We start from the raw sequence: 17,077 nt of genomic DNA, 5'->3' as shown, positions 1-17,077 counted from the left end.
CCCCCACGGCCGCCGACACCCTGGCCGGTCCTGGAGCGCCACGGTGTGCCGGTCAGCGGCTGGCGCTCACCCTGGCCACGGTGCGGGCCAGCTGGTCGGCGTCGCGCACGGCGTCGCGGTCGGCGGAGGCGTAGACCAGGTAGTTGCGGTACGGCTCGTCCTGGTGCACGACCTGGGCACAGAATCCACGGTGCCGACCCGGCGGGTAGTCGTATCGCGGGCCGAACGCGTCGGTGATCTCGACCCGTACCGCGCCGAGGTCCACCATGACGCAATCGCCCTCGGTGGAGGGCCGGGCGCGCACACCGTGCGCGGTGAGCGCGGCGAGGATCAGGCTGCCGGTGGTGGTGTCGCCGGGGTCCTCGCCACGGGTGTGGGCGGCCTCCTCGCACACCGGGCACAGGCGGGGGCGGCGGGTTCCCGGATGGGCGCACGCACCCCGTGCGGCCACGGCCCGGCCGGGCCCGGTGGTCCAGTAGTGCGGCCAGGTGCGCAGGTCCTGGGGTGTGGGCGCGGAGGCCGGGGCCGGGGGGTAGGGGTCTCTGCCCCAGTCCCACGCCAGGGTGTGGGCGCTGCGGCGGGCGGGGTGCGCCGGGGGCAGGTCCGTGCGTGCTCCCTGGGTGAGGTAGACCCCGGCGGGGGTGCGTCGGGCCAGGACCTGGTGCACCAGGTCCGAGGTGTCGATGTCGTCGGGCAGGCGGCCGTCGGGGCCGATGCGGTCGGCCAGGTCCGCCAATCCGAAGTGGCCCCGTGCGCGGGTGGAGCGCTCCATGGGCGCCCTTTCTCGGTAGCGGGGGCCGCCCTTCGCCGGGCGGCCCCCTGGGGTGTCAGGAGGCGCTGGGCGTGCGAGCCAGGTCGGCGACCGCGTCGGCCACGACGTCGATGTGCCGCAGGGTCACGGGGGAGGCCCCGTACTCCATCTGCTCGTCATCGCCGTCCGCGTCGAGGTACTCCACGATGACGTTCACGCTCGCGGCCGGGGTGCGGCTGACGTTCTCGTCCTGGGTGCACACGCCGATGTGGGTGTACACACCGGAGCACGACTCGGTGTCCACGCTGACGTGCTCGACGGCGCGCCCGCCGTCGTCGTGGATGGTGCTGTCCAGCCCGCGCTCGGCGAGCGCGTCCATCAGCAGCAGCCCGACGGGCAGGACGGTCAGGTCGGCCATGTCCGCCACCTCGCGCGCATCGCGCAGGAGCGGCAGCCACGGAAGGGCCCCGGCCAGCAGGCGCACCAGCGCCTGAGGGGCGCGGGCCGGTCGCGTCCCGGTCCGGGGGCGGGCGAGGTCGCGCACCAGGACCCTCACCCGGCGGTGGTCCTGCGGGCGGCGGTCGACGTAGCAGTCCATGAACTCCGCGAGCCGCCGCCGGTCGCCCTCGGCGGGGGTGGGCCAGCGGGAGGCGTATTCCAGCGCCCGGGGCCACATCCGGGCGAGGGCGTCGGCGCGGCTGGTGCCCTGGTGGCGGGCGGCGGCGTCGATGACCACCGCGACCGCCGAGCGGAGCCCCTCCAATCGGGGTGCGCGCCATGGGATGGATTCGAGCCGGTTCAAGGCCATCAGGTCGATGGCCTCGCGGGGAACGTCGTCGTACACGGTTCTCCTGGTGTCGGGATCGGTCGTATCGCTGTCGACGCGAGAAGGCCAATTCTCCGCATCAACAGTCACTATATTACCAGGATTTCACCGCGCGGGGTTCCCGTGCCCGCCGGAAACCCCTGGTGACAGGGGTCACCCGCCCGCAACCGGTCGCCCTCAGGAAGGGGCGTGCTCGATGAGGATCTGCTCGTCGTCACCGGGGTCGTAGTCCCACGCCGCCCAGCAGCCGCGGTCGGCATCCCAGTACGGGCCCGGGTCCATCTGGGCACCCGCGCTGATCCGGTCGCGGGCCTCCTGGAGGGTCTCGCCCTCCTCGGGTGCGGTGTCCAGGTCCTGGAGCAGCTCGCGCAGCTCCCCGCGGCGTACCCGGCGCCAGTGCCCGACCTGGGACTGCCACCGGGCGGCCAGGTCGCGGGCCAGCTCGGCGACGTCGGCGGCGTCGGCGCGATCGGTGTCCAGGTGGGCGTAGGCGACATCCAGCCACCGGCCGCACGCCTCGTGCTCGCGGTTCACGGCCTCCACCGCGGCCTCCACGCCAGCGGCCTCCGCGTGGAGGTACAGCGGGCAGGGGGCGGTCCGCGGCAGGGGTTCGCGGCAGCGCGGGCACCGCTCATAAGGATGGTCGGTCCACAGCACCAGCACGTCCACCTCCCGGCGGGAACCGGTCAGGGTGGCGCTGTGGCGGGTCAGGTGCACGTGTGCGGGCAGGTGCCGGCGCACCTGCTCCAGGTCCTCGGTGTCCATCGGGTGCCGTCCTCACCGATCGCAGGAGAGCCCGACCGGACGCGGTCCGGCGGGCGGGTGGATCAACGTGGACGGCGGCGGGCGCCGTTGAACCACCACCGTAGACGGGGGCGCCGACGTTTCCCCGGACCCTCCGGCCCGCCGCGCCGCGGCCGCCTCCACCCCGATGTGGCCTGCCGGCGCGGCGACGAGGGCCTGCGGCAACCGGGGCGGCGCCGCATGTTCGGTGCGAGATCATCAAGCAGAGGCGAATGCGTCGAAGCCGGAGCGCACTCCCACCAGGATCGCTACAGTACGCGCATGCTCAATTACAGAACCGAGTCGCTGCTGACTCACGTGGACCGGACGGTCCTGCTCGGCGCGGCCCTGGCGTGGGCGGCGGGCGTCTGGCTGGCCCTCTCCACCGGGCCCGGCACCGGCAGCCTGCTCCTGATGGCGACAGGACTGGCGCTGATGGTGGCCCAGCAGGTCGGATACCACCTCCGGCGGTGGCGGGAGCGGCGCCCGTGACACCGACGCCCCCCGTCCCCCCAGTACCTGATGCGGCCCACGCCGACGCGCGGCCGCTCCCGTTGTGGTCGTGGCTGATCGCCCTGGCCTGCGCGGGGTTCAGCGTGTACACCATGCCGCTCAAAGTCCCGGCACCGGCGGGCGTGTTCCTGGCCGCGGCGGCCTGCCTGGTGATCGCCTACGGAGCGCTCGCCGACCAGCGGGTGCTTCCGCACAGCGCCATCAACGGGCCGGTGGCGATGTGGGCGCTGCTGGTGTCCTGCCCCCTGGCGCCCGCCCTGGCCACAGCGTGGGGGCAGGGAACGGTGTACGACGTCGTGACCGGCGCCATCGTGGGCGCCACCCTGGGGTTCCCGGTGTGGCCGGGCCTCGTGCTCGTCCAGGCGACCGGGTGTGCACGCCGTTGACCGGACATTCCCCGGTCGACGGCCCACCCGGCCCCGTCTCCGCTCATGGCGGATCATCTCCGTGCCCGCCCGGATGTCCGCGGGCCCCGCTACGGTGAAACACACCGCACCTTCGAGGTGCGGCCGCACCCACAAGGGTGCTCATCGTCCCTTCGAGGGGCTCCCCGCTCCGCCCGCGCCCGGGCGGGGCCCGGTTCCGCACGCCCTCGAACGGAGACACCCGTGTCCTTCACCCTTGACACCGCCTTGGTGCCCTACGCCTTCGCCGACAGCCCGACCCGGCTGGCCGATCCGCCCGAGCTGGGGCACATCGTCCGGGTGGATCTGGCCCGGGAGCGCATCACCGCGCGCCTGGCGCTGCCCGAACACCTGTCGGCCGGCGACGAGGGGCGGTTGCGCCCCGACCCGCTTCCGCAGCCGCCCGCTGCGGGAAAACCGCTCTTGCAGGACTTCCGGCTGACCCTGCCGCCCGCTCCGGCCGCCGCGGTGGAGGCGTGGCTGACCGGGGTGCTCGCCCCGCTGGCGGCCACGATCCGCGAGGGCGTGACCTGGCTGGAGCCGCCGGACCTCCACGACGCCGAACCCCGCCGGCCCCTGGTCACCGGCTTCGCCCCCGCGGCCGCCGTCGCCTTGGCCGAGCTGGCGCAGGCGCAGGAAGCCGCATGGGACCAGGGGTTGGACACCGCCACGGCCGTGCCCGAGCCGTGGCGGGCCTACACCTGGCACCAGGCTTGCCGCTCCGAGCGCGGTGGTGACGACCACGGGCTGCTGGGCGGGTTCACCCTGGGTGGCGCCCGGTACGTGCGCATCTCCGGCGGTGGGAGCATCCGGCAGTGGTGGACCGGCGCCCCGGCCGAGCTGGCGCGGCTGCTGGTGAAGACCACCCCCGCCTGGGCCCTCCGGCCGCACCGCAACCAGGGCGTGGCCGTGCTGGTGTGGGACCGCCCGGACCTGGCCCTGGCGGCGCACGACATCGAGACCGGGCAGGCGCCGGCACCGGTCGCGGTGGCGGAGGCCGTCGCGGACGCGCGCCTCTAGGCGAGCACTCCGGTACCCCGGGACCAATAACTAGGGGACACACATCGCCGGGGACTGGTGGTACCCGGGGGCTCACGCCCCCGGGACCCCCTGTTCCGGCCGGGAACCCGGCGCCGACCGGATGTGCGGGCGGCGCGGGAGGCAGGCGCCGGAACCCCGCCCGGGCCGAGGAAGCCCCTCGCGCCGCGCATGGTTCCCGCACAACCATTTTTATGTGATTTAAGCCACACAGCGATGAGCCTTGGGATTGCTCATCCCACTGGACAGGGGTAACGCGACAAAGCTACTCTTGACTTGCCCTTAGCGGAGCTTTGCCTAAACACATCTTGATCTTGTTTTGCCTGGTCAGAGCGTTGCACTCGACCCGGCGGCCGGACGGCCCCGACCTCGCGTCGGGGCCGTCCGCGTACCCGACCCCCCGACCGACCAGCGACCGGGAGACCTGCACCGACCGCCCACCGGCGGCCCGACGAACACGCGCACCCATAACCGAACGACGGCCGATCCGCAGCGATCGGCCGTCGGCGTATCCACCCCGGGGACGGCCCACCGCGCCGCGCCCCTGTCACCCATGTCCGATTCCGCCTGCCTGTCCGAGAGGAACCTGTCGACGTGTCCGCACCCTCCACCGTCCGCCGCCGGGCCCGAGGGCTGATCGCCCTGCTCTTCGGCGCCGGGGGACTGAGCGCCCTCGCCGCCATCGCCCAAGCCCTGGCCGACACGATCCCGCCCCTGCCCGCCTGGGCGTGGGCCCTCCTGCTGCTCGTGGCCCTGCTGGCCCTGGTCTTCGTCCTCGCGCTGGCGGTGCTGCGCGCCTGCTGGCCCTCCCAGTCCGCGCACCGCATGGAGCTGATCAAGGCGCTGACGCGCCGCAGCGCTCCCTGACCTCCGCTGTTCCCCAACGACGGCGGGGCCTGCCCTGGAATGGGCCGGCCCCGCCGCGGCATGTCACTCGCACAGAACCAGGAGATCCGTGATGTCCGACTACACCCCCCGCAAGCGCGTCCGCGGCTACCAGCGCAAGGACGGCACCTACGTGCGCGGCCACTACCGTTCCCGTCCCGGCGCCGGCGGCCCTCCGTCCCGGGGCGGCGGCTCCCGGGGCCGGGGCGGTTCCTCCGGCGACTTCGGTTTTCTCCTCGGGGCGCTGCTGGTCCTGATGATCATCTTGGGGGCCATCGCGCAGAACGTGGCCTGACCCCTCCGGGCCGCCCCGTGTGCGCGGGGCGGCCCGGCCCTCACTCCGGGCCGGGTCCGGGGCGGCCTCCCCTGGCGCCGGCCGGCAGACCGCTGGGGGTGGTGCCGCGCAGGTGCGGCGGTGACACCCGCCACCCGTAGCCGTAGTGGTGGCGCAGGTACCGGTTCCGAGTGGCGGTGCGGGAGAGCCCGACCAGGCGTGCCGTCACCACGTAGGACATCCCCAGCCCGTCCACCAGGTGCACGATGGCGGCGGTGTCCACATCCGGGCGCGGGCGTGAGCCGCGGCGGCGGACCTCCACTCCGTGCTCACGCAGGTGCCAGCGCACGGTGGAGGGGTCCCGCTCGAAGGCGCGGCCGATCTCGTAGCTGGTGTACCCGAGCCGGTACAGCTCGGCCATGAGTGTGCGGTCGCGGTCGCTGTGGTCCATGGATCCGTCCCTGTTCGTCCAACGCCGAAAGGCGGCCCGCCGCCTGGGCGGGCCTTCACCGGGTACTTCAACGTGGACGGCCCGGGGTGTCTCGGGTGGGCCGTGGAAGGGGCCCAGGGTAGACCAGGCCGGGGACACGCGACGTGAACGGCGCCGGCGGGCCGCTGCTCCCGTGTTCGCCGATGGCCTCCGCCCGTGGGCGCCGGCGGGCTAGACTCACGAACAGGCCGCACAGGGGAACGCTCGATGGTGTTCCGCGCTCGCGTACAACGATCAGCCTGTGCGGCCTCCCCGCCTCCGCGGGGGTATCGCAGCACCGCCGGCGCACCGGCGCCGGTGAAGGACACCCCGGCTCTGCCCGGGGGAGTCGTGGCGGCCCCGCCCGGGGCCGAGGATCACAACCGCTCCTTGCACAGGGGCGGCGGGCCCGTGTGCCTGCCGTCCCGGTTCGGATTCCTCGGCCGGAAGGGCACATCTCATGGCAGCGCCGCAGCAGCACGTCACGACCGCGCTCACCAAACGGACCAGGGACGGGCGCACCGTCCGCGTAGAGGTGGTGCACACTGTGCGCCCCACCGACCTGGGTCGCCAGGACGACGTGGTCCTCATCGCCTCCCTGGACGGGGTGGAGCTGGGCCGGGGCTGGGCGCTCACCCACCCCCGAGACCTTCCCGCAGGAGCGACGGCCGCGCTCGGCCGGGCGGCGTTCACCGCAGCCGAGGCCGCCCAGATCGAGGCCGCACTCAAGGCAGTGCGGTCCACCGTCCCGCCGAACCTGGAACAGGCCCGCGCCCACCTGGTGGAGGCGCTCCGGGCCGCGCAGGACATCGCGACCGAGGCGGCGGGCCGGGCACACGACGCCGGAGAGCTGGACCCCTACCTCTCGCCCCGCGGGGACTCCGGCCGCCACGAACAGGCCGTCACCGACGCCCTCCAGGCCCTGGAGGCGTTCGACCGTGAGCATCCCGAGCTGGTGGCCGCCCTGGAGCGCCGACGCCGGCAGGACGTGCTTCGGTGGGCCCAGCAGTAAGAGAGTGTGCGGGCGCCGGTCAGCTCGCCGTGACCAGCAGGCCGCGCAGCAGAGCCCCGGTGGGGGTCAGCACGTATCCGCCGTCGGCGGGCGCCTGGTAGGCGTAGCCGTCCAGCTCCTGGCCGGGAACCCGGGCGGCGCGCCCCTGGTGGTCGAACGCCGCCAGCTCGGCCAGGTGCGGCAGTAGCGGGGGAGCCCACGCGGTCCCGGTCAACAGGGGGATCCGGACCGGGCCCTGGTGGCCCTCGAACGCCCACAGCTCCACCGGGACGCCCAGCTCGTGGAGGGCGCGGGCGGCGGGCAGCAGCAGGACGGACAGCAGGTTCCTGGGGTCGGTGCCCACGTCGAACCGGACCATGTCGGGGTCCTGGTCGCAGATCAGTCGCAGCAGGAGCCCGAGCTGCCCCCAGGCGAACGCGTCGTGGCCGGCTCCGACCAGGTCCAGCACGACGGCGGCGGGCATGGCCAACCGGGTGGTGGGGGTGATGCCGGTGAGGACCTGTACGGGGTCCTCGCCCGTCAGCGCGCCGACGGACTCGATGAGGTGGTCCAGGTCCTCGCCGATGGCCACCAGCGGCTCCTCCGGGCTCATCGGCAGCAGCGGCACCGGCGCCGAGGACGGTGCGAACACCACATGAGCAACCACTCTTTTCACTCCTCTAACAGGTGTGGGCACCGGTAGCTCTCGGACGGTACCGCGCGAGCCCGGCCGCAGGGACCGGAATTCGGTGCTCGGAAGCGGGGGCGCCGTCACCGGGGGTGAACGTGTTCCCGGCGCAGCGGTGTCCAGGACGTGCGGCCGCTGCGGCACTGGACCGTGACGATGAGCGGGGCGCTGTTCTGGTCTTGGCGCCAGTGCGCGGGCACCGCCCAGGGAGGGGGCGGGGTGGCGGTGAGCCTCAGCGCGTAGAGCTGCCGCACGGCGACGTCGGTCAGCTCGACGGTGCGTCCGTCCCCCTGGGAGAGCTGGTAGGGGCCCCACAGCTGCGCGTCCAGGTCCTCCTGGGTGGGTCCGCCGGCGACCACGGGGGACCGCGGGTGGTCGTCCTCCAGACGGACCTGGAGTGTGTCCAGGCGCTCCAGGGAACGGGGTCCGGTGACGGTCACCTCCAATACGGCACGGTCGCCGTCCTGGCGCCGGACGGCGACGTGTACGTGCGGGGTGAGTTCGTCGTGGCGGCGGTCGGCGTCGCGCCGGTGCTGTGTCAGCTGCGGGTACAGGGCGATGCCCGAGATGAGCAGGCTGAGCAGGGAGATGATGAGCGCGGCGAGGGCCATGCGCGGATCCTAGGGCCATCCGTGCCCGCCCCGGCCGGGGTGTCCAGTTGCGGCCAGGGCCGGTCACGGAGCAGTGGGGTCCACCGCCTGGAAGGTGGGGCAGGGTGCAGCCAGGCGGCGGCCCTGGCCGTCTCGGCAGACGGGGCACACCATGGGGGATCGGGCGCCGCGGGCGGTGCACCGCCACGTCTCGGTGAGGAGGTCGAAGTGGTGGCGGCGCTGGTCGGTGAACACGTCGCGGCCGCACGCGATGCACTCGGTGTCGCTGCCGTGGGGGTCCAGCAGGGCGCGGGGGTGCTCGGGGACCGGCTTGTGCAGAGCGCGCACGGTTTTCACCTGGCGTTCGAGGCGTTCGGCGCGGGTGCGGGCGCGCGCGGCCTGGGTGCGCAGGGTGGATAGCTCGCTCTCGGCTGCGCGGGTGCGCTGTTCGGCGTCGTGGGCGGTGCGGGTCAGGGCGACCAGGTCGGGCAGGTCTTTCACGGGGGCGGTGGCGGCGGCGCCGACGAGCCGCACGCTGCGGGGCGCCCGGGGGTTGCGGGTGATCATCCCGAGGCGTTCGAGGGCGCGTACGTGGTGGGTGACGCTGGAGGCGCTTGCCAGGCCGGCCCGGGCGCCGATCTCGCGCAGGGTGGGGGCGTGGCCCATCTCCTGGGTCAGGGCGGCGATGGCGTGCAGGACGGTGCTCTGCGGGGCGGTGAGGAGCTGGGGCATGGGGGTGCCTTTCTCTAGCGTGCGCAGGAGGCGGGGGATGAGCGTGGCATCAGGGCCTCCGTTCCACAGGCGCGGAACGGCATCATCGCAGATCACACGGACACGTGCGCTACGGCCTGGCCTTGAACGGGGCCCTAGCGGCGGCGTGGGTGGCGGTGGCGCGGGAGCCGTCGGGGCGGTGGTGCGAGTTGAAGTGGTGACCGCCCTGGAGCGCCGACGCCGGGACGTGCTTCGGTGGGCACGGCAGTAAAAGGGGTCCTGTGGGCGCTGGTCAGCTCGCCCCGGCCCGCCTCCGGAAGGTCACCACGCCGTGCCCGACAAGGGCCGGGAGGCGGCGCCTGCCGCCACCGTGTGGTGCTCGGCCGCTTTCGTGCCCTGCGCGGTCTGACCTGGTCAGTTCGTGGAGATCACGGGCAGGTGGCGGCCCAGATACCCGACCACGACCGTCGGGGTGGGACCTTCGGGGTGGGGCAGGAAATGGATGCGCGGGCAGATCCCATAGTCGACGTCGAGTTTGATGTGCGCGAACATCGGCGCCTTCCCGGTCGGGTCGAGGTCGGTGGGGACGGTGAACACGCGTTGGGCGGCCAGGCGCTCGTTGCTGCGGACGGCTTCGGACTCGGTGGTGCCGAGTCTGCGCGGCGGGATGATCCGGTACCCGGTCGGCGCCTGGGTGAGGTAGAGGTGGAAGCCGACTCCCGCCTCGGGGTGGTCCTGCTGGTAGCGGCACCAGTCCTCCAGCGCTTCCATGGCCTGCCACGCCCTGCCCACCCACAGGGCCTCTTTGGCGCGGTCCAGGGCCAGGTCGTGGACCGGCCCCTCGTCCAGGGTGAACACCAGGTGGGGCAGTTCCCCGGACGTGATGCGCTCCAGTAGGTCCTGCACCCGCCGGGGCGGCCCGCTCGATGGGGGCGGTGGTGGTGCGGGGGCTGCGGCGAGCTGGTGCAGGCCGTGTTCGGCGGCCTGGGCGCGCAGCCAGGCGGCTTCGGCCTCGGCACGGTCGGCGCGGTCGGTCTGCCGGTCGCGCTCGGTGGCCAGGTCGGTGTTGTCCTGGTCCAGTTCCTCGGCGCGGGCGGTCGCGGTCGCCGCCAGCGCGGTCAGGCGGGTCACCTCCGTGCGCAGGCGCTCGACCTGGTCGGCCAGGCGGGCGCGTTCGCGTGCCTCGTCGATGACGTCGTTTGCGCCTGCGGGTTTTTGGTCGGTGGGGGAGGAGGCGGTGGTGTACACCAGCGTTGTCGTGTGCGGGTCGGTGTCCAGCTGTGTGGTGTGGTGCTCCAGCTCGGCCAGCACCTCCGCCACCGGTTCGGGTGGGGACGCACGGTGGGCGTGGCCGGTGACCGCGGCCCGGGCCAGGTCGGGGGTGCGGGGGTCGGTGGGGTCGTACTCGGCTACGGCCAGGGCCGGGGGCGGGCCCAGGACGAACAGCCGCCCGGGACGCAACCGCACGTGCGAGGGCAGCAGCGGGGTGACCTCCTGTTGGGCGGCCACGTCCAGGACGTGCACGGCGGCCATGCCCGCCAGGGTCGGCACCAACCCCGCGGGAAGAGGGCGTGGTCCGGGCTGTGCGGGAGCGGGGGAGCAGCCCAGGACCAGCGGCAGGATGCGGGTCGGATCGGTGAGGGCATCGGCCAGGGCCGCGACGCTGCCGGGGTCGCGGTGCAGGACCAGGCGGCCCGGCAGCGAGGTGTGGCCGTCGGCGGCGCCGAGCGCGGCCATGAGGTCGGTCAGGACTTGCGGAGGAAGTATCTGGTCTCCGGGGGCGGGCGGGGTGCGGTGGACGGTGGCCTGGACCCAGGCTCCGGCGGTGGGGGTTTCGACCACGGCCAGGCTCGTCGTCCACCGGTCGTCTCCGCGGTCGGTCAGGACGCTCACCTGTACCCCGCGGGTGCCTTCGTGGCCGGTGTGGGATGCGACCACGACGCGGGAGCGGGCGCTGAGCCGGTAGCGGCCCGGTGCGTCCAGGTGTGGCACGGCTCCGGGGTGGTTGCGGTTGGCCCATCGCAGGATCAGGGGAGCCGCGGTGTCCACCGCCGGACCGTCGCCGGTGCACCGCCACAGGCAGCGGTAGGGGGCGGGGACGGGCGGGACGGTGGGCACGGGGCTCCTTCGTGTGGGCGGGGGCGGGCGTTTCATCATGGCGGGTCGCAGCCTGTCGTGTCGGTCGAGTGGCTGAAGCGGGCGGCCTCGGCTGCCCGCGGGGATGTCGTTGCGCACTGTGGTGGAAGCTGTACGGGTGCTCTGTCGGTGCCCAGCGGGGCCGCCTCACCAAGGCCCGCTGGGGTGTCAGGACAGGCCGGGTTCGCGGGCCGGAGCGGTCACGGCATCGGCCACCGCAGTGATGCTCTGTGGGGTCACCGGCCGCCCCGGTGGGAACAGGGGTGGCCTGTCCGGGGCGGCCGGTGGTGTGCTGCGGGGTCGGCTCCTGTGGGTCAGGTGCTAGCGCAGCCTGCGGTGGTGAGCAGGGTGATGGCCTGGGCCACGGTGATGTCCCGAGCGCCGGTGCGGGTGTGCTCGCGTACCTGGGCGGGCCGCCATACGCCCCCGGTGGGACGCACCCAATGGGTCTCCACGCTGTAGCGCCCGCTCGGATCGGCTGCTGGCCAGAGCACGAACAGGTAGCAGAGGGCGGGGGCGCGGCCCGTGGACGGGGTGAAGCGGATGTCCGTCCGGTAGCGGGCGGTGGTGGCGGCCTGGAGGAGATCGGCCAGGGTGGGTTCGGTGGTGTGCCCGGCTGGCACGGCGCCGGGCTGCATTCGGTGCATGGTCAAGGTCCTCGACGTCGTCAACACGGTCGCGGGTGGCGGCCGCAGCATCGGTGTGCGGCCGCCACCCTGGGGGCGCCTGGGCCGGTCAGCGTTCGGTGAACAGGACCAGCGCCGGATCGGCGTCCGCGTGACCGTCGGCTGCCGCGCCGAGAAGCCCTTGACCGGTTCCGGGGTCGGTGCGGTACGGCAGCACCGTGACCTCGGTGACCGGGTCGCCTAGGTCGGGGGCGCCGTTGTGGGCGACCACGAGGCGCGCGGCCGGGCTCAGGCACTCCCGCTCGGCCTCGAACAGGGCCTGGAGCAGGCCCTTGACGGTGACCGTGTTGACGGAGCCCTGGGGGATGCCGTGCGCTGCGGAGGCGGCCTCTCCTCCGGTGATGAGGTCCACGGCCTGTTCAGGGCGGACTTCCTCGTTGATGCGCTTCCCGCTGGCCGGGTCCCGGCGGTGCACCTCGGCCCGGAACGGGTCCGTGGTGCTGTGGCCCGGGGCCCATTCAGCGCGCAGGGACCACAGCCCGCTTGGGTCTCCGGTGGGCCAGGTCACGCGCAGTTCGGTGACGCCGGTGACAGGATCGCCCGTGAGGCGGTAAGCACGGCCGTGGCACGCGCACAGTTCGGCCAAGGCGAAAGCCGACCGTGGGGCGGCCACCTGGCCGGGAACACGGGTGACCCTGTCTTTCTGGGCCTCGGCGATGAGGCGGGCCCGCATTCCCAAAAGAGAGTCGATGACCTCACGCGCGACCTGCGGCCCTTGCGGGACTTCGCGGCGGTCAGTGGTGGTGTACAGGCTGGTGGGGGTGAAGGCCAGCGAAGCGATGCGCAGTTTGCTGGACAGGTCCACCGTCATGAACAGGCCAGCTTCGTCGGTGTTGGAGGTGTCCCACAGCCACACCTCTTCGACTTCAGGCAGGCTCAGCGGGCCCAACCGGTCAAGGAAGAAGTCCCAAACCTGCGCCCACAGGCACGTGATGTCCTCAGGCAGTGACAGCTGGAAGCTGTCTTGTGGGTGGGCAGCGGCGAACGCCTCCCACTGGACGTCGGTCAATCGCTCATCGGTCGATGGCATGGGTGTCAACCCTTTCGGGTGGTCGAACGGTCGTATCGGTTGATGCGAGAAGGCCAATTCTCCTCATCAACAAGCACTATATTACCATAGTTTCAAGCTGGCGGGTGTTCTTCGCCGCTCCTTGGGCCTCAGAACTCCGGCAACGCGCCAGCAGTCGGTGACCGCCTCGGGCGGGCGCGGCCCATGGTGAAGATCCAGGTCGCCCCCGTACTCCGGAAGCCCTTTCGGCCCTCTCCGACAGGCCCCTGCCGGACGCCTCGGCAGACCCGCCGGCAGCGGCAGGACTGAGCGGGACACGATCCGCTCACCCCAGGAGAGGGCGCACACCGGTGACGGTGAGGGTGGGCAGGGCACCGGGGGCGGCCCGGCGCACCCGGCCCCGGACGACCACCAGCGTCTCCGCTGCCAGCGTGGCGGCGGCATGGGCGGCGGTGTCGGCGAACATCGCGCACTCGGTGACGCCGGTCCGGTCCTCGACGGTGAAGAACACGACCCGCCTTCCGGAGCGAGTGGGCGGGGTCTGGTAGCCGATGCGGCGCCCGGCGACGGTGACCCGGGAGCCGTCGGGGTGGTGGTGCAGGTCCGCGGCGACCACCAGTCCGGTGGGGGATGCGGCGAGTTCGGTGAGGCGGTCCACGTGCGGGTCGAGGTGGTGCCCGCTGATCTCGTACCCCAGGACGCGGGCCTCCTCGGCGAGGCGCTCGGTGTGGGTGAGCGGTAGCGTGCGGCCCGTCGGGATGGGGGCGGGTGCGGCGTCCAGGGCGAGCTGGTCCCCGCCGCCGCCGGCGGCCGCCGCGGTGCGGGGGCGGGCTCGGACCAGGGCGTGGGCGTGCAGCAGGACGTCGCGCCGTCCGGGACCGTCCGGGGTCTCTGCTGCGCAGAGGGCGTCCAGGGCGCCGACCATGATGAGGTCGTCCAGGGCCTCCGAGGGCAGACGGGTGCGGGTGATGAGGTCGCGCAGGTCGGTGTAGGGGCGGCCGGCCAGGAGCCGGTCGCGGTCGGCGTCGGTAAGGGATCCGATGTCGGACAGCGGCGGGCGGATCCCCCGTGCCAGATCGCCGACCTTCTCCACCTGCCAGGTGGCGGCGGAGGTGTGCAGGTCCAGGGGCAGGATGCGCACGCCCATCCGGCGGGCCTCGGCGATGAGGGTGCGCCGCGGGTACATGCCCGGGTGGTGGGTCAGCAGCCCGGCGAAGAACGCGGCGGGGTGGTGGGCCTTCAACCACACAGACTGGAGGGCGGGGGTCGCGAACGCGGCGGCATGGGCGGCGCAGAACCCGTAGCTGCGGAACCCGTCCACGATCTCCCACACCTTGGCCGTGGCATCGGCGGGCCGGCCGCGGGCGGCGGCCGCCGCATGGAACTGCTCGCGGACCTGGGTGAGCCCGTGCGGGGTGGCGAGGGTGCGGCGCATCGCCTCGGCGGCGTCCAGTCCGCACCCGAGGTAGACGTCCAGCACCCGGAGGAGCTGCTCGTGGTAGAGCACGGCGCCTCCGGTATCGGCGAGGACGGGGTCCAGGTCGGTGTGGGGTGTCGGTCGGGGGCTGCCCGCCCGCCCGTCCAGGTAGGCGCCGACCATGTCCACCCCGACCGGGCCCGGTCTGAACAGGCTGATGTCGGCGATCAGATCCTGCATCCCCTGGGGGCGCAGGCGCGAGAGCAATTCGCGCTGGCCACCTGATTCGACCTGGAACGCCCCGATCGTGGCGCTGGTGGCCATGAGGTGCAGGGTCGCGGGGTCGTCCTCGGGGACGGTGTCCAGGTCCGGCGCGGTGCCGGTGGTGGCTTCGATCTGGGCCAGGGCGTGGCTGATCGCGGATTGCATGCGCACGCCGAGCACATCGAGTTTGAGTAGTCCCCACTCCTCGACGTGGTGCTTGTCGGCCTGGAGCAGCGGGTACCCGGCCGGGGAGGGCTGGGAGGCCACCCGGTCGGGCAGGTCAGGGCCGCCGAGGACGAGACCGCACGGATGCATCGCCAGGTGCCGGGGCAGCCCGGCGAGCTGTTCGGCGAGGTCGTACAGGGCCTCGGTCCGGGGGCCCGTGATGGCGCGCACCGCCCGGAGTTCGGGCAGTTCGGCGATGGTCTCCCGGATCCGGTCGGCCCGTACCCGGGGGATCGCGGACGCGATGAGGTCGACTTCGGCGGCGGGCAGGGACAGGGCGGCGCCGGCGTCGCGCAGCGCGCTGCGGGCGCGGTAGGTGTCCACCATGGCCACCGCCCCGGCCGGGCCCGGGTGGGAGGCCAGCACCGCGTCGTACGCCTCCAGGCGGCGGTGGGATTCCACGTCCAGGTCGATGTCGGGCAGCTCCCCGCGTGAGGGGGTGAGGAACCGTTCGAACAGCAGGCCGTGCTGGAGCGGGTCCACGGGGCTGATCCCCAGCAGGTGCACCACCAGGGAGCCGACCGCCGAGCCCCGTGCCGCGCACCGGATCCCTTTCTCCCGGATGGCACGGGCGGCGTCATCGACCGCGGTGAAGTAGCTCCAGTACCCCATCCGGTCGATGACGGACAGCTCGTAGGCGGCGCGCTCGCGCGCGGCGGGGGAACGCTCCAGCCCCAGGCGGGCGGCGCCGTCGGCCACCCGCGCCCGGAGCTGGGCGCGGGCCTCGCGGTGCTCGGGCAGGTGGGCCTGGCCCATGCCGAGGTCGGCGGCCGGGCCCAGGACACAGGACGCGGCCAGGGCGCGGGTGTGGGCGAGCAGCCGGCGGGCGCGGGCCGTGTCCCCTGAGCAGATGCCGACCGCCTCCCCGAACACGGCCTCCTCAGCGGCCGGGTGGGCGCGGCCGGTCTCCGGCTCCAGCTCGGGGATGCCGGGGGCGTGGCTGCGGATCCGGTCCAGGGCCGCGGCCAGCGGCGCCCCGTCGGGGGCGGGGTAGCGGACCGGGCCCGCGGCGACCACCAGCAGGCGGCGGTCCTCGCCCAGGCGCAGCAGGGCGCGGGCGCTCTCGCGCTGGCCGGGGACTCCGTGGTCGTGCACGCCCAGCACGGTGTCGGCGCCGCCGGCCTGCCAGGCGTCCAGCGCCGCGCGGGCCGCGGCCGGGTTCCGGTGGGCCAGCGCCCTGCCGACGTCGGAGTCCAGGCCCAGCAGCACCACGAGCCCGTCGGGGCGCTCGGCCACCATCGCGGGGGTGATCGCGGCCGGGGCGGGCCCGTGGTGGGCGGCGCTCACCAGGCGGCACAACGACCCCCACCCTGTTCGACCGCGGGCCAGTACCGTGGCCCGGCCCCCGCCGGGCACCGCCAGGGCCAGGTCGGCACCCAGCACCGGGCCGAGCCCGACCTGTCGGCACGCGGCGACGTGCTCGGCGGCGCCGATGAGGGTGTCCCGGTCGGTGAGCGCGGCGGTGGTGTACCCGGCGAAGGCCGCGGCGTCCACCAGGGTGCGCGGAGCGGCGGTGCCGTGCCGCAGCGAGTAGAACGAGGCGACCCGCAGATGCAACGCGCACACCCCTCCCCTCTGATGCTGCGGCTCCGGGGAAGTGCGCCGCCGAAAATCGAACCTGTGTTCGATGACTGTAGCGCTGTGCGAGACCACGGAAAACCCGCCTGACCTGCCCTGGAACCCCTGCTGGCGCGGGGATCCCCGACACGGCAGGGCTTTCCGCGGTCGAAAAAACTCCCCGAGGACACCCGGTTTTGTCGGTGGGGACCTCTACAGTGCCCTCGGCGGTTCCCTGCCCGGCCGCTGGCACTCGGGGCGAAGTCGGCCGCCCCCTCTGGCCCCACGCGACCGACGGATGAACGATCCCTGAGACTGCGGCGTGTCGACGATCAGGATCGCGAGGGGCGAGGGTCGTCCGTCGCGGTGATGACCGCGGGCAGGTAGAACACCACAGCCAGCACCGCCCAGCCGAGCCGGCCGGACGGCTCCAGCCCACGCAGGCCCGCCGCCTCGAACGCGGCGTAGACGAGCCCGGCGAGGATGAGCGCGATCAGGGCGGTGAGCCTCCACCTTCCCGGGGCCGCGCGCGAGGACCGCCACCAGATGAGGCAGACCAGGATGAGCGGGTAACCGACCGCCAGCGCGACGCCCAGCGAGGGGCGCAGCATCCAGATGCACAGGGCAGCCCCGGTGGCGGTGAACAAGGTCAGTGCTGCGGCGTTGACGGCGCGGGCGAGGGGGCCGCGTTCGGGCAGCGCGGGTGGGGGTGCGGTGTCAAGAGAGGACATGGCCCTATCCTGACGGCCGGCGGCCCGGTTCGCAGGCGGGGTTGCGTGATCCGTTTTGCCCAGCCAGGGACGAAAGCCCTGTTCGGGTGGCCGCATCCGGACAATGTGCATGTGCAGATGCACGTGCAC

General features: G+C 73.5%; 18 protein-coding genes. 6 read left to right on the top strand and 12 right to left on the bottom strand.

Annotation, left to right across the window (positions count from 1 at the left end; genetic code table 11):
* Nucleotides 1-52 precede the first annotated feature (52 nt).
* The 3 genes from KGD84_RS33395 to KGD84_RS33385 form a co-directional block, all read right to left on the bottom strand.
* A complete protein-coding gene (locus KGD84_RS33395; protein WP_220565966.1) occupies nucleotides 53-772 on the bottom strand; it encodes a hypothetical protein in 720 nt (239 codons plus the stop codon).
* Between the two features lie 55 nt (nucleotides 773-827).
* The gene (locus tag KGD84_RS33390) at nucleotides 828-1,595 is read right to left on the bottom strand and encodes a hypothetical protein (RefSeq protein WP_220565965.1); all 768 of its coding nucleotides are present in this window, start codon (nucleotides 1,593-1,595) and stop codon (nucleotides 828-830) included.
* Nucleotides 1,596-1,754: 159 nt separating this feature from the next.
* Nucleotides 1,755-2,342: a hypothetical protein gene (locus KGD84_RS33385; RefSeq protein WP_220565964.1), complete on the bottom strand. Its 588-nt coding sequence runs from the start codon at nucleotides 2,340-2,342 to the stop codon at nucleotides 1,755-1,757.
* A 300-nt stretch (nucleotides 2,343-2,642) separates the two neighbouring features.
* Between KGD84_RS33385 and KGD84_RS33380 the strand changes: the two genes are divergently transcribed.
* The 5 genes from KGD84_RS33380 (at nucleotide 2,643) to KGD84_RS33360 (ending at nucleotide 5,495) form a co-directional block, all read left to right on the top strand.
* Entirely contained in the window at nucleotides 2,643-2,852 is a 210-nt protein-coding gene (locus tag KGD84_RS33380; RefSeq protein ID WP_220565963.1) for a hypothetical protein, read from the top strand.
* 113 nt (nucleotides 2,853-2,965) lie between these two features.
* Nucleotides 2,966-3,259, top strand: a complete 294-nt coding sequence (locus tag KGD84_RS33375) for a hypothetical protein (protein WP_220565962.1) — start codon at nucleotides 2,966-2,968, stop codon at nucleotides 3,257-3,259.
* A gap of 222 nt (nucleotides 3,260-3,481) precedes the next feature.
* On the top strand, nucleotides 3,482-4,297 hold the full coding sequence (locus tag KGD84_RS33370) for a hypothetical protein (RefSeq protein WP_220565961.1): 816 nt from the start codon (nucleotides 3,482-3,484) through the stop codon (nucleotides 4,295-4,297).
* A gap of 612 nt (nucleotides 4,298-4,909) precedes the next feature.
* Nucleotides 4,910-5,182: a hypothetical protein gene (locus tag KGD84_RS33365; protein WP_220565960.1), complete on the top strand. Its 273-nt coding sequence runs from the start codon at nucleotides 4,910-4,912 to the stop codon at nucleotides 5,180-5,182.
* Between the two features lie 91 nt (nucleotides 5,183-5,273).
* Nucleotides 5,274-5,495, top strand: coding sequence for a hypothetical protein (locus tag KGD84_RS33360; RefSeq protein WP_220565959.1), 222 nt, complete (start codon nucleotides 5,274-5,276; stop codon nucleotides 5,493-5,495).
* A 40-nt stretch (nucleotides 5,496-5,535) separates the two neighbouring features.
* On the opposite strand, the gene KGD84_RS33355 is transcribed toward KGD84_RS33360, so the two are convergent.
* Nucleotides 5,536-5,925 (bottom strand): hypothetical protein, encoded by a 390-nt coding sequence (locus KGD84_RS33355; protein WP_220565958.1) that lies wholly within the window; start codon nucleotides 5,923-5,925, stop codon nucleotides 5,536-5,538.
* 478 nt (nucleotides 5,926-6,403) lie between these two features.
* Between KGD84_RS33355 and KGD84_RS33350 the strand changes: the two genes are divergently transcribed.
* Nucleotides 6,404-6,955, top strand: coding sequence for a hypothetical protein (locus KGD84_RS33350; protein WP_220565957.1), 552 nt, complete (start codon nucleotides 6,404-6,406; stop codon nucleotides 6,953-6,955).
* A 19-nt stretch (nucleotides 6,956-6,974) separates the two neighbouring features.
* Here the strand turns inward: KGD84_RS33350 and KGD84_RS33345 are convergent, their stop codons facing one another.
* The 8 genes from KGD84_RS33345 to KGD84_RS33310 form a co-directional block, all read right to left on the bottom strand.
* Entirely contained in the window at nucleotides 6,975-7,589 is a 615-nt protein-coding gene (locus KGD84_RS33345; protein WP_220565956.1) for a hypothetical protein, read from the bottom strand.
* A gap of 116 nt (nucleotides 7,590-7,705) precedes the next feature.
* Nucleotides 7,706-8,233, bottom strand: coding sequence for a hypothetical protein (locus KGD84_RS33340; protein WP_220565955.1), 528 nt, complete (start codon nucleotides 8,231-8,233; stop codon nucleotides 7,706-7,708).
* 63 nt (nucleotides 8,234-8,296) lie between these two features.
* Nucleotides 8,297-8,944: a LexA family protein gene (locus tag KGD84_RS33335; RefSeq protein ID WP_220565954.1), complete on the bottom strand. Its 648-nt coding sequence runs from the start codon at nucleotides 8,942-8,944 to the stop codon at nucleotides 8,297-8,299.
* Nucleotides 8,945-9,337: 393 nt separating this feature from the next.
* Nucleotides 9,338-11,041: a serine/threonine-protein kinase gene (locus tag KGD84_RS33330; RefSeq protein ID WP_220565953.1), complete on the bottom strand. Its 1,704-nt coding sequence runs from the start codon at nucleotides 11,039-11,041 to the stop codon at nucleotides 9,338-9,340.
* A gap of 332 nt (nucleotides 11,042-11,373) precedes the next feature.
* Entirely contained in the window at nucleotides 11,374-11,706 is a 333-nt protein-coding gene (locus KGD84_RS33325) for a hypothetical protein (RefSeq protein WP_220565952.1), read from the bottom strand.
* An 88-nt stretch (nucleotides 11,707-11,794) separates the two neighbouring features.
* Complete coding sequence (locus KGD84_RS33320; protein ID WP_220565951.1) at nucleotides 11,795-12,775, bottom strand: hypothetical protein; 981 nt, start codon at nucleotides 12,773-12,775, stop codon at nucleotides 11,795-11,797.
* A gap of 304 nt (nucleotides 12,776-13,079) precedes the next feature.
* Nucleotides 13,080-16,226, bottom strand: a complete 3,147-nt coding sequence (locus tag KGD84_RS33315; protein WP_255647289.1) for a PHP domain-containing protein — start codon at nucleotides 16,224-16,226, stop codon at nucleotides 13,080-13,082.
* Nucleotides 16,227-16,549: 323 nt separating this feature from the next.
* A complete protein-coding gene (locus KGD84_RS33310) occupies nucleotides 16,550-16,948 on the bottom strand; it encodes a hypothetical protein (RefSeq protein ID WP_220565949.1) in 399 nt (132 codons plus the stop codon).
* Nucleotides 16,949-17,077 lie beyond the last annotated feature (129 nt).

The sequence above is a fragment of the Nocardiopsis changdeensis genome (assembly GCF_018316655.1).
GTDB lineage: Bacteria > Actinomycetota > Actinomycetes > Streptosporangiales > Streptosporangiaceae > Nocardiopsis > Nocardiopsis changdeensis.
This window is presented reverse-complemented; position numbering and strand designations above follow the sequence as displayed.

Bases quoted from the DNA above. Each gene is read 5' to 3' on its own strand.
- KGD84_RS33380 (WP_220565963.1), top strand. From the start codon at position 2,643: ATGCTCAATTACAGAACCGAGTCGCTGCTGACTCACGTGGACCGGACG.
- KGD84_RS33350 (WP_220565957.1), top strand. From the start codon at position 6,404: ATGGCAGCGCCGCAGCAGCACGTCACGACCGCGCTCACCAAACGGACC.
- KGD84_RS33310 (WP_220565949.1), bottom strand. From the start codon at position 16,948: ATGTCCTCTCTTGACACCGCACCCCCACCCGCGCTGCCCGAACGCGGC.
- KGD84_RS33320 (WP_220565951.1), bottom strand. From the start codon at position 12,775: ATGCCATCGACCGATGAGCGATTGACCGACGTCCAGTGGGAGGCGTTC.
- KGD84_RS33395 (WP_220565966.1), bottom strand. From the start codon at position 772: ATGGAGCGCTCCACCCGCGCACGGGGCCACTTCGGATTGGCGGACCTG.
- KGD84_RS33335 (WP_220565954.1), bottom strand. From the start codon at position 8,944: ATGCCCCAGCTCCTCACCGCCCCGCAGAGCACCGTCCTGCACGCCATC.
- KGD84_RS33360 (WP_220565959.1), top strand. From the start codon at position 5,274: ATGTCCGACTACACCCCCCGCAAGCGCGTCCGCGGCTACCAGCGCAAG.
- KGD84_RS33355 (WP_220565958.1), bottom strand. From the start codon at position 5,925: ATGGACCACAGCGACCGCGACCGCACACTCATGGCCGAGCTGTACCGG.
- KGD84_RS33385 (WP_220565964.1), bottom strand. From the start codon at position 2,342: ATGGACACCGAGGACCTGGAGCAGGTGCGCCGGCACCTGCCCGCACAC.
- KGD84_RS33325 (WP_220565952.1), bottom strand. From the start codon at position 11,706: ATGCACCGAATGCAGCCCGGCGCCGTGCCAGCCGGGCACACCACCGAA.
- KGD84_RS33340 (WP_220565955.1), bottom strand. From the start codon at position 8,233: ATGGCCCTCGCCGCGCTCATCATCTCCCTGCTCAGCCTGCTCATCTCG.
- KGD84_RS33375 (WP_220565962.1), top strand. From the start codon at position 2,966: ATGCCGCTCAAAGTCCCGGCACCGGCGGGCGTGTTCCTGGCCGCGGCG.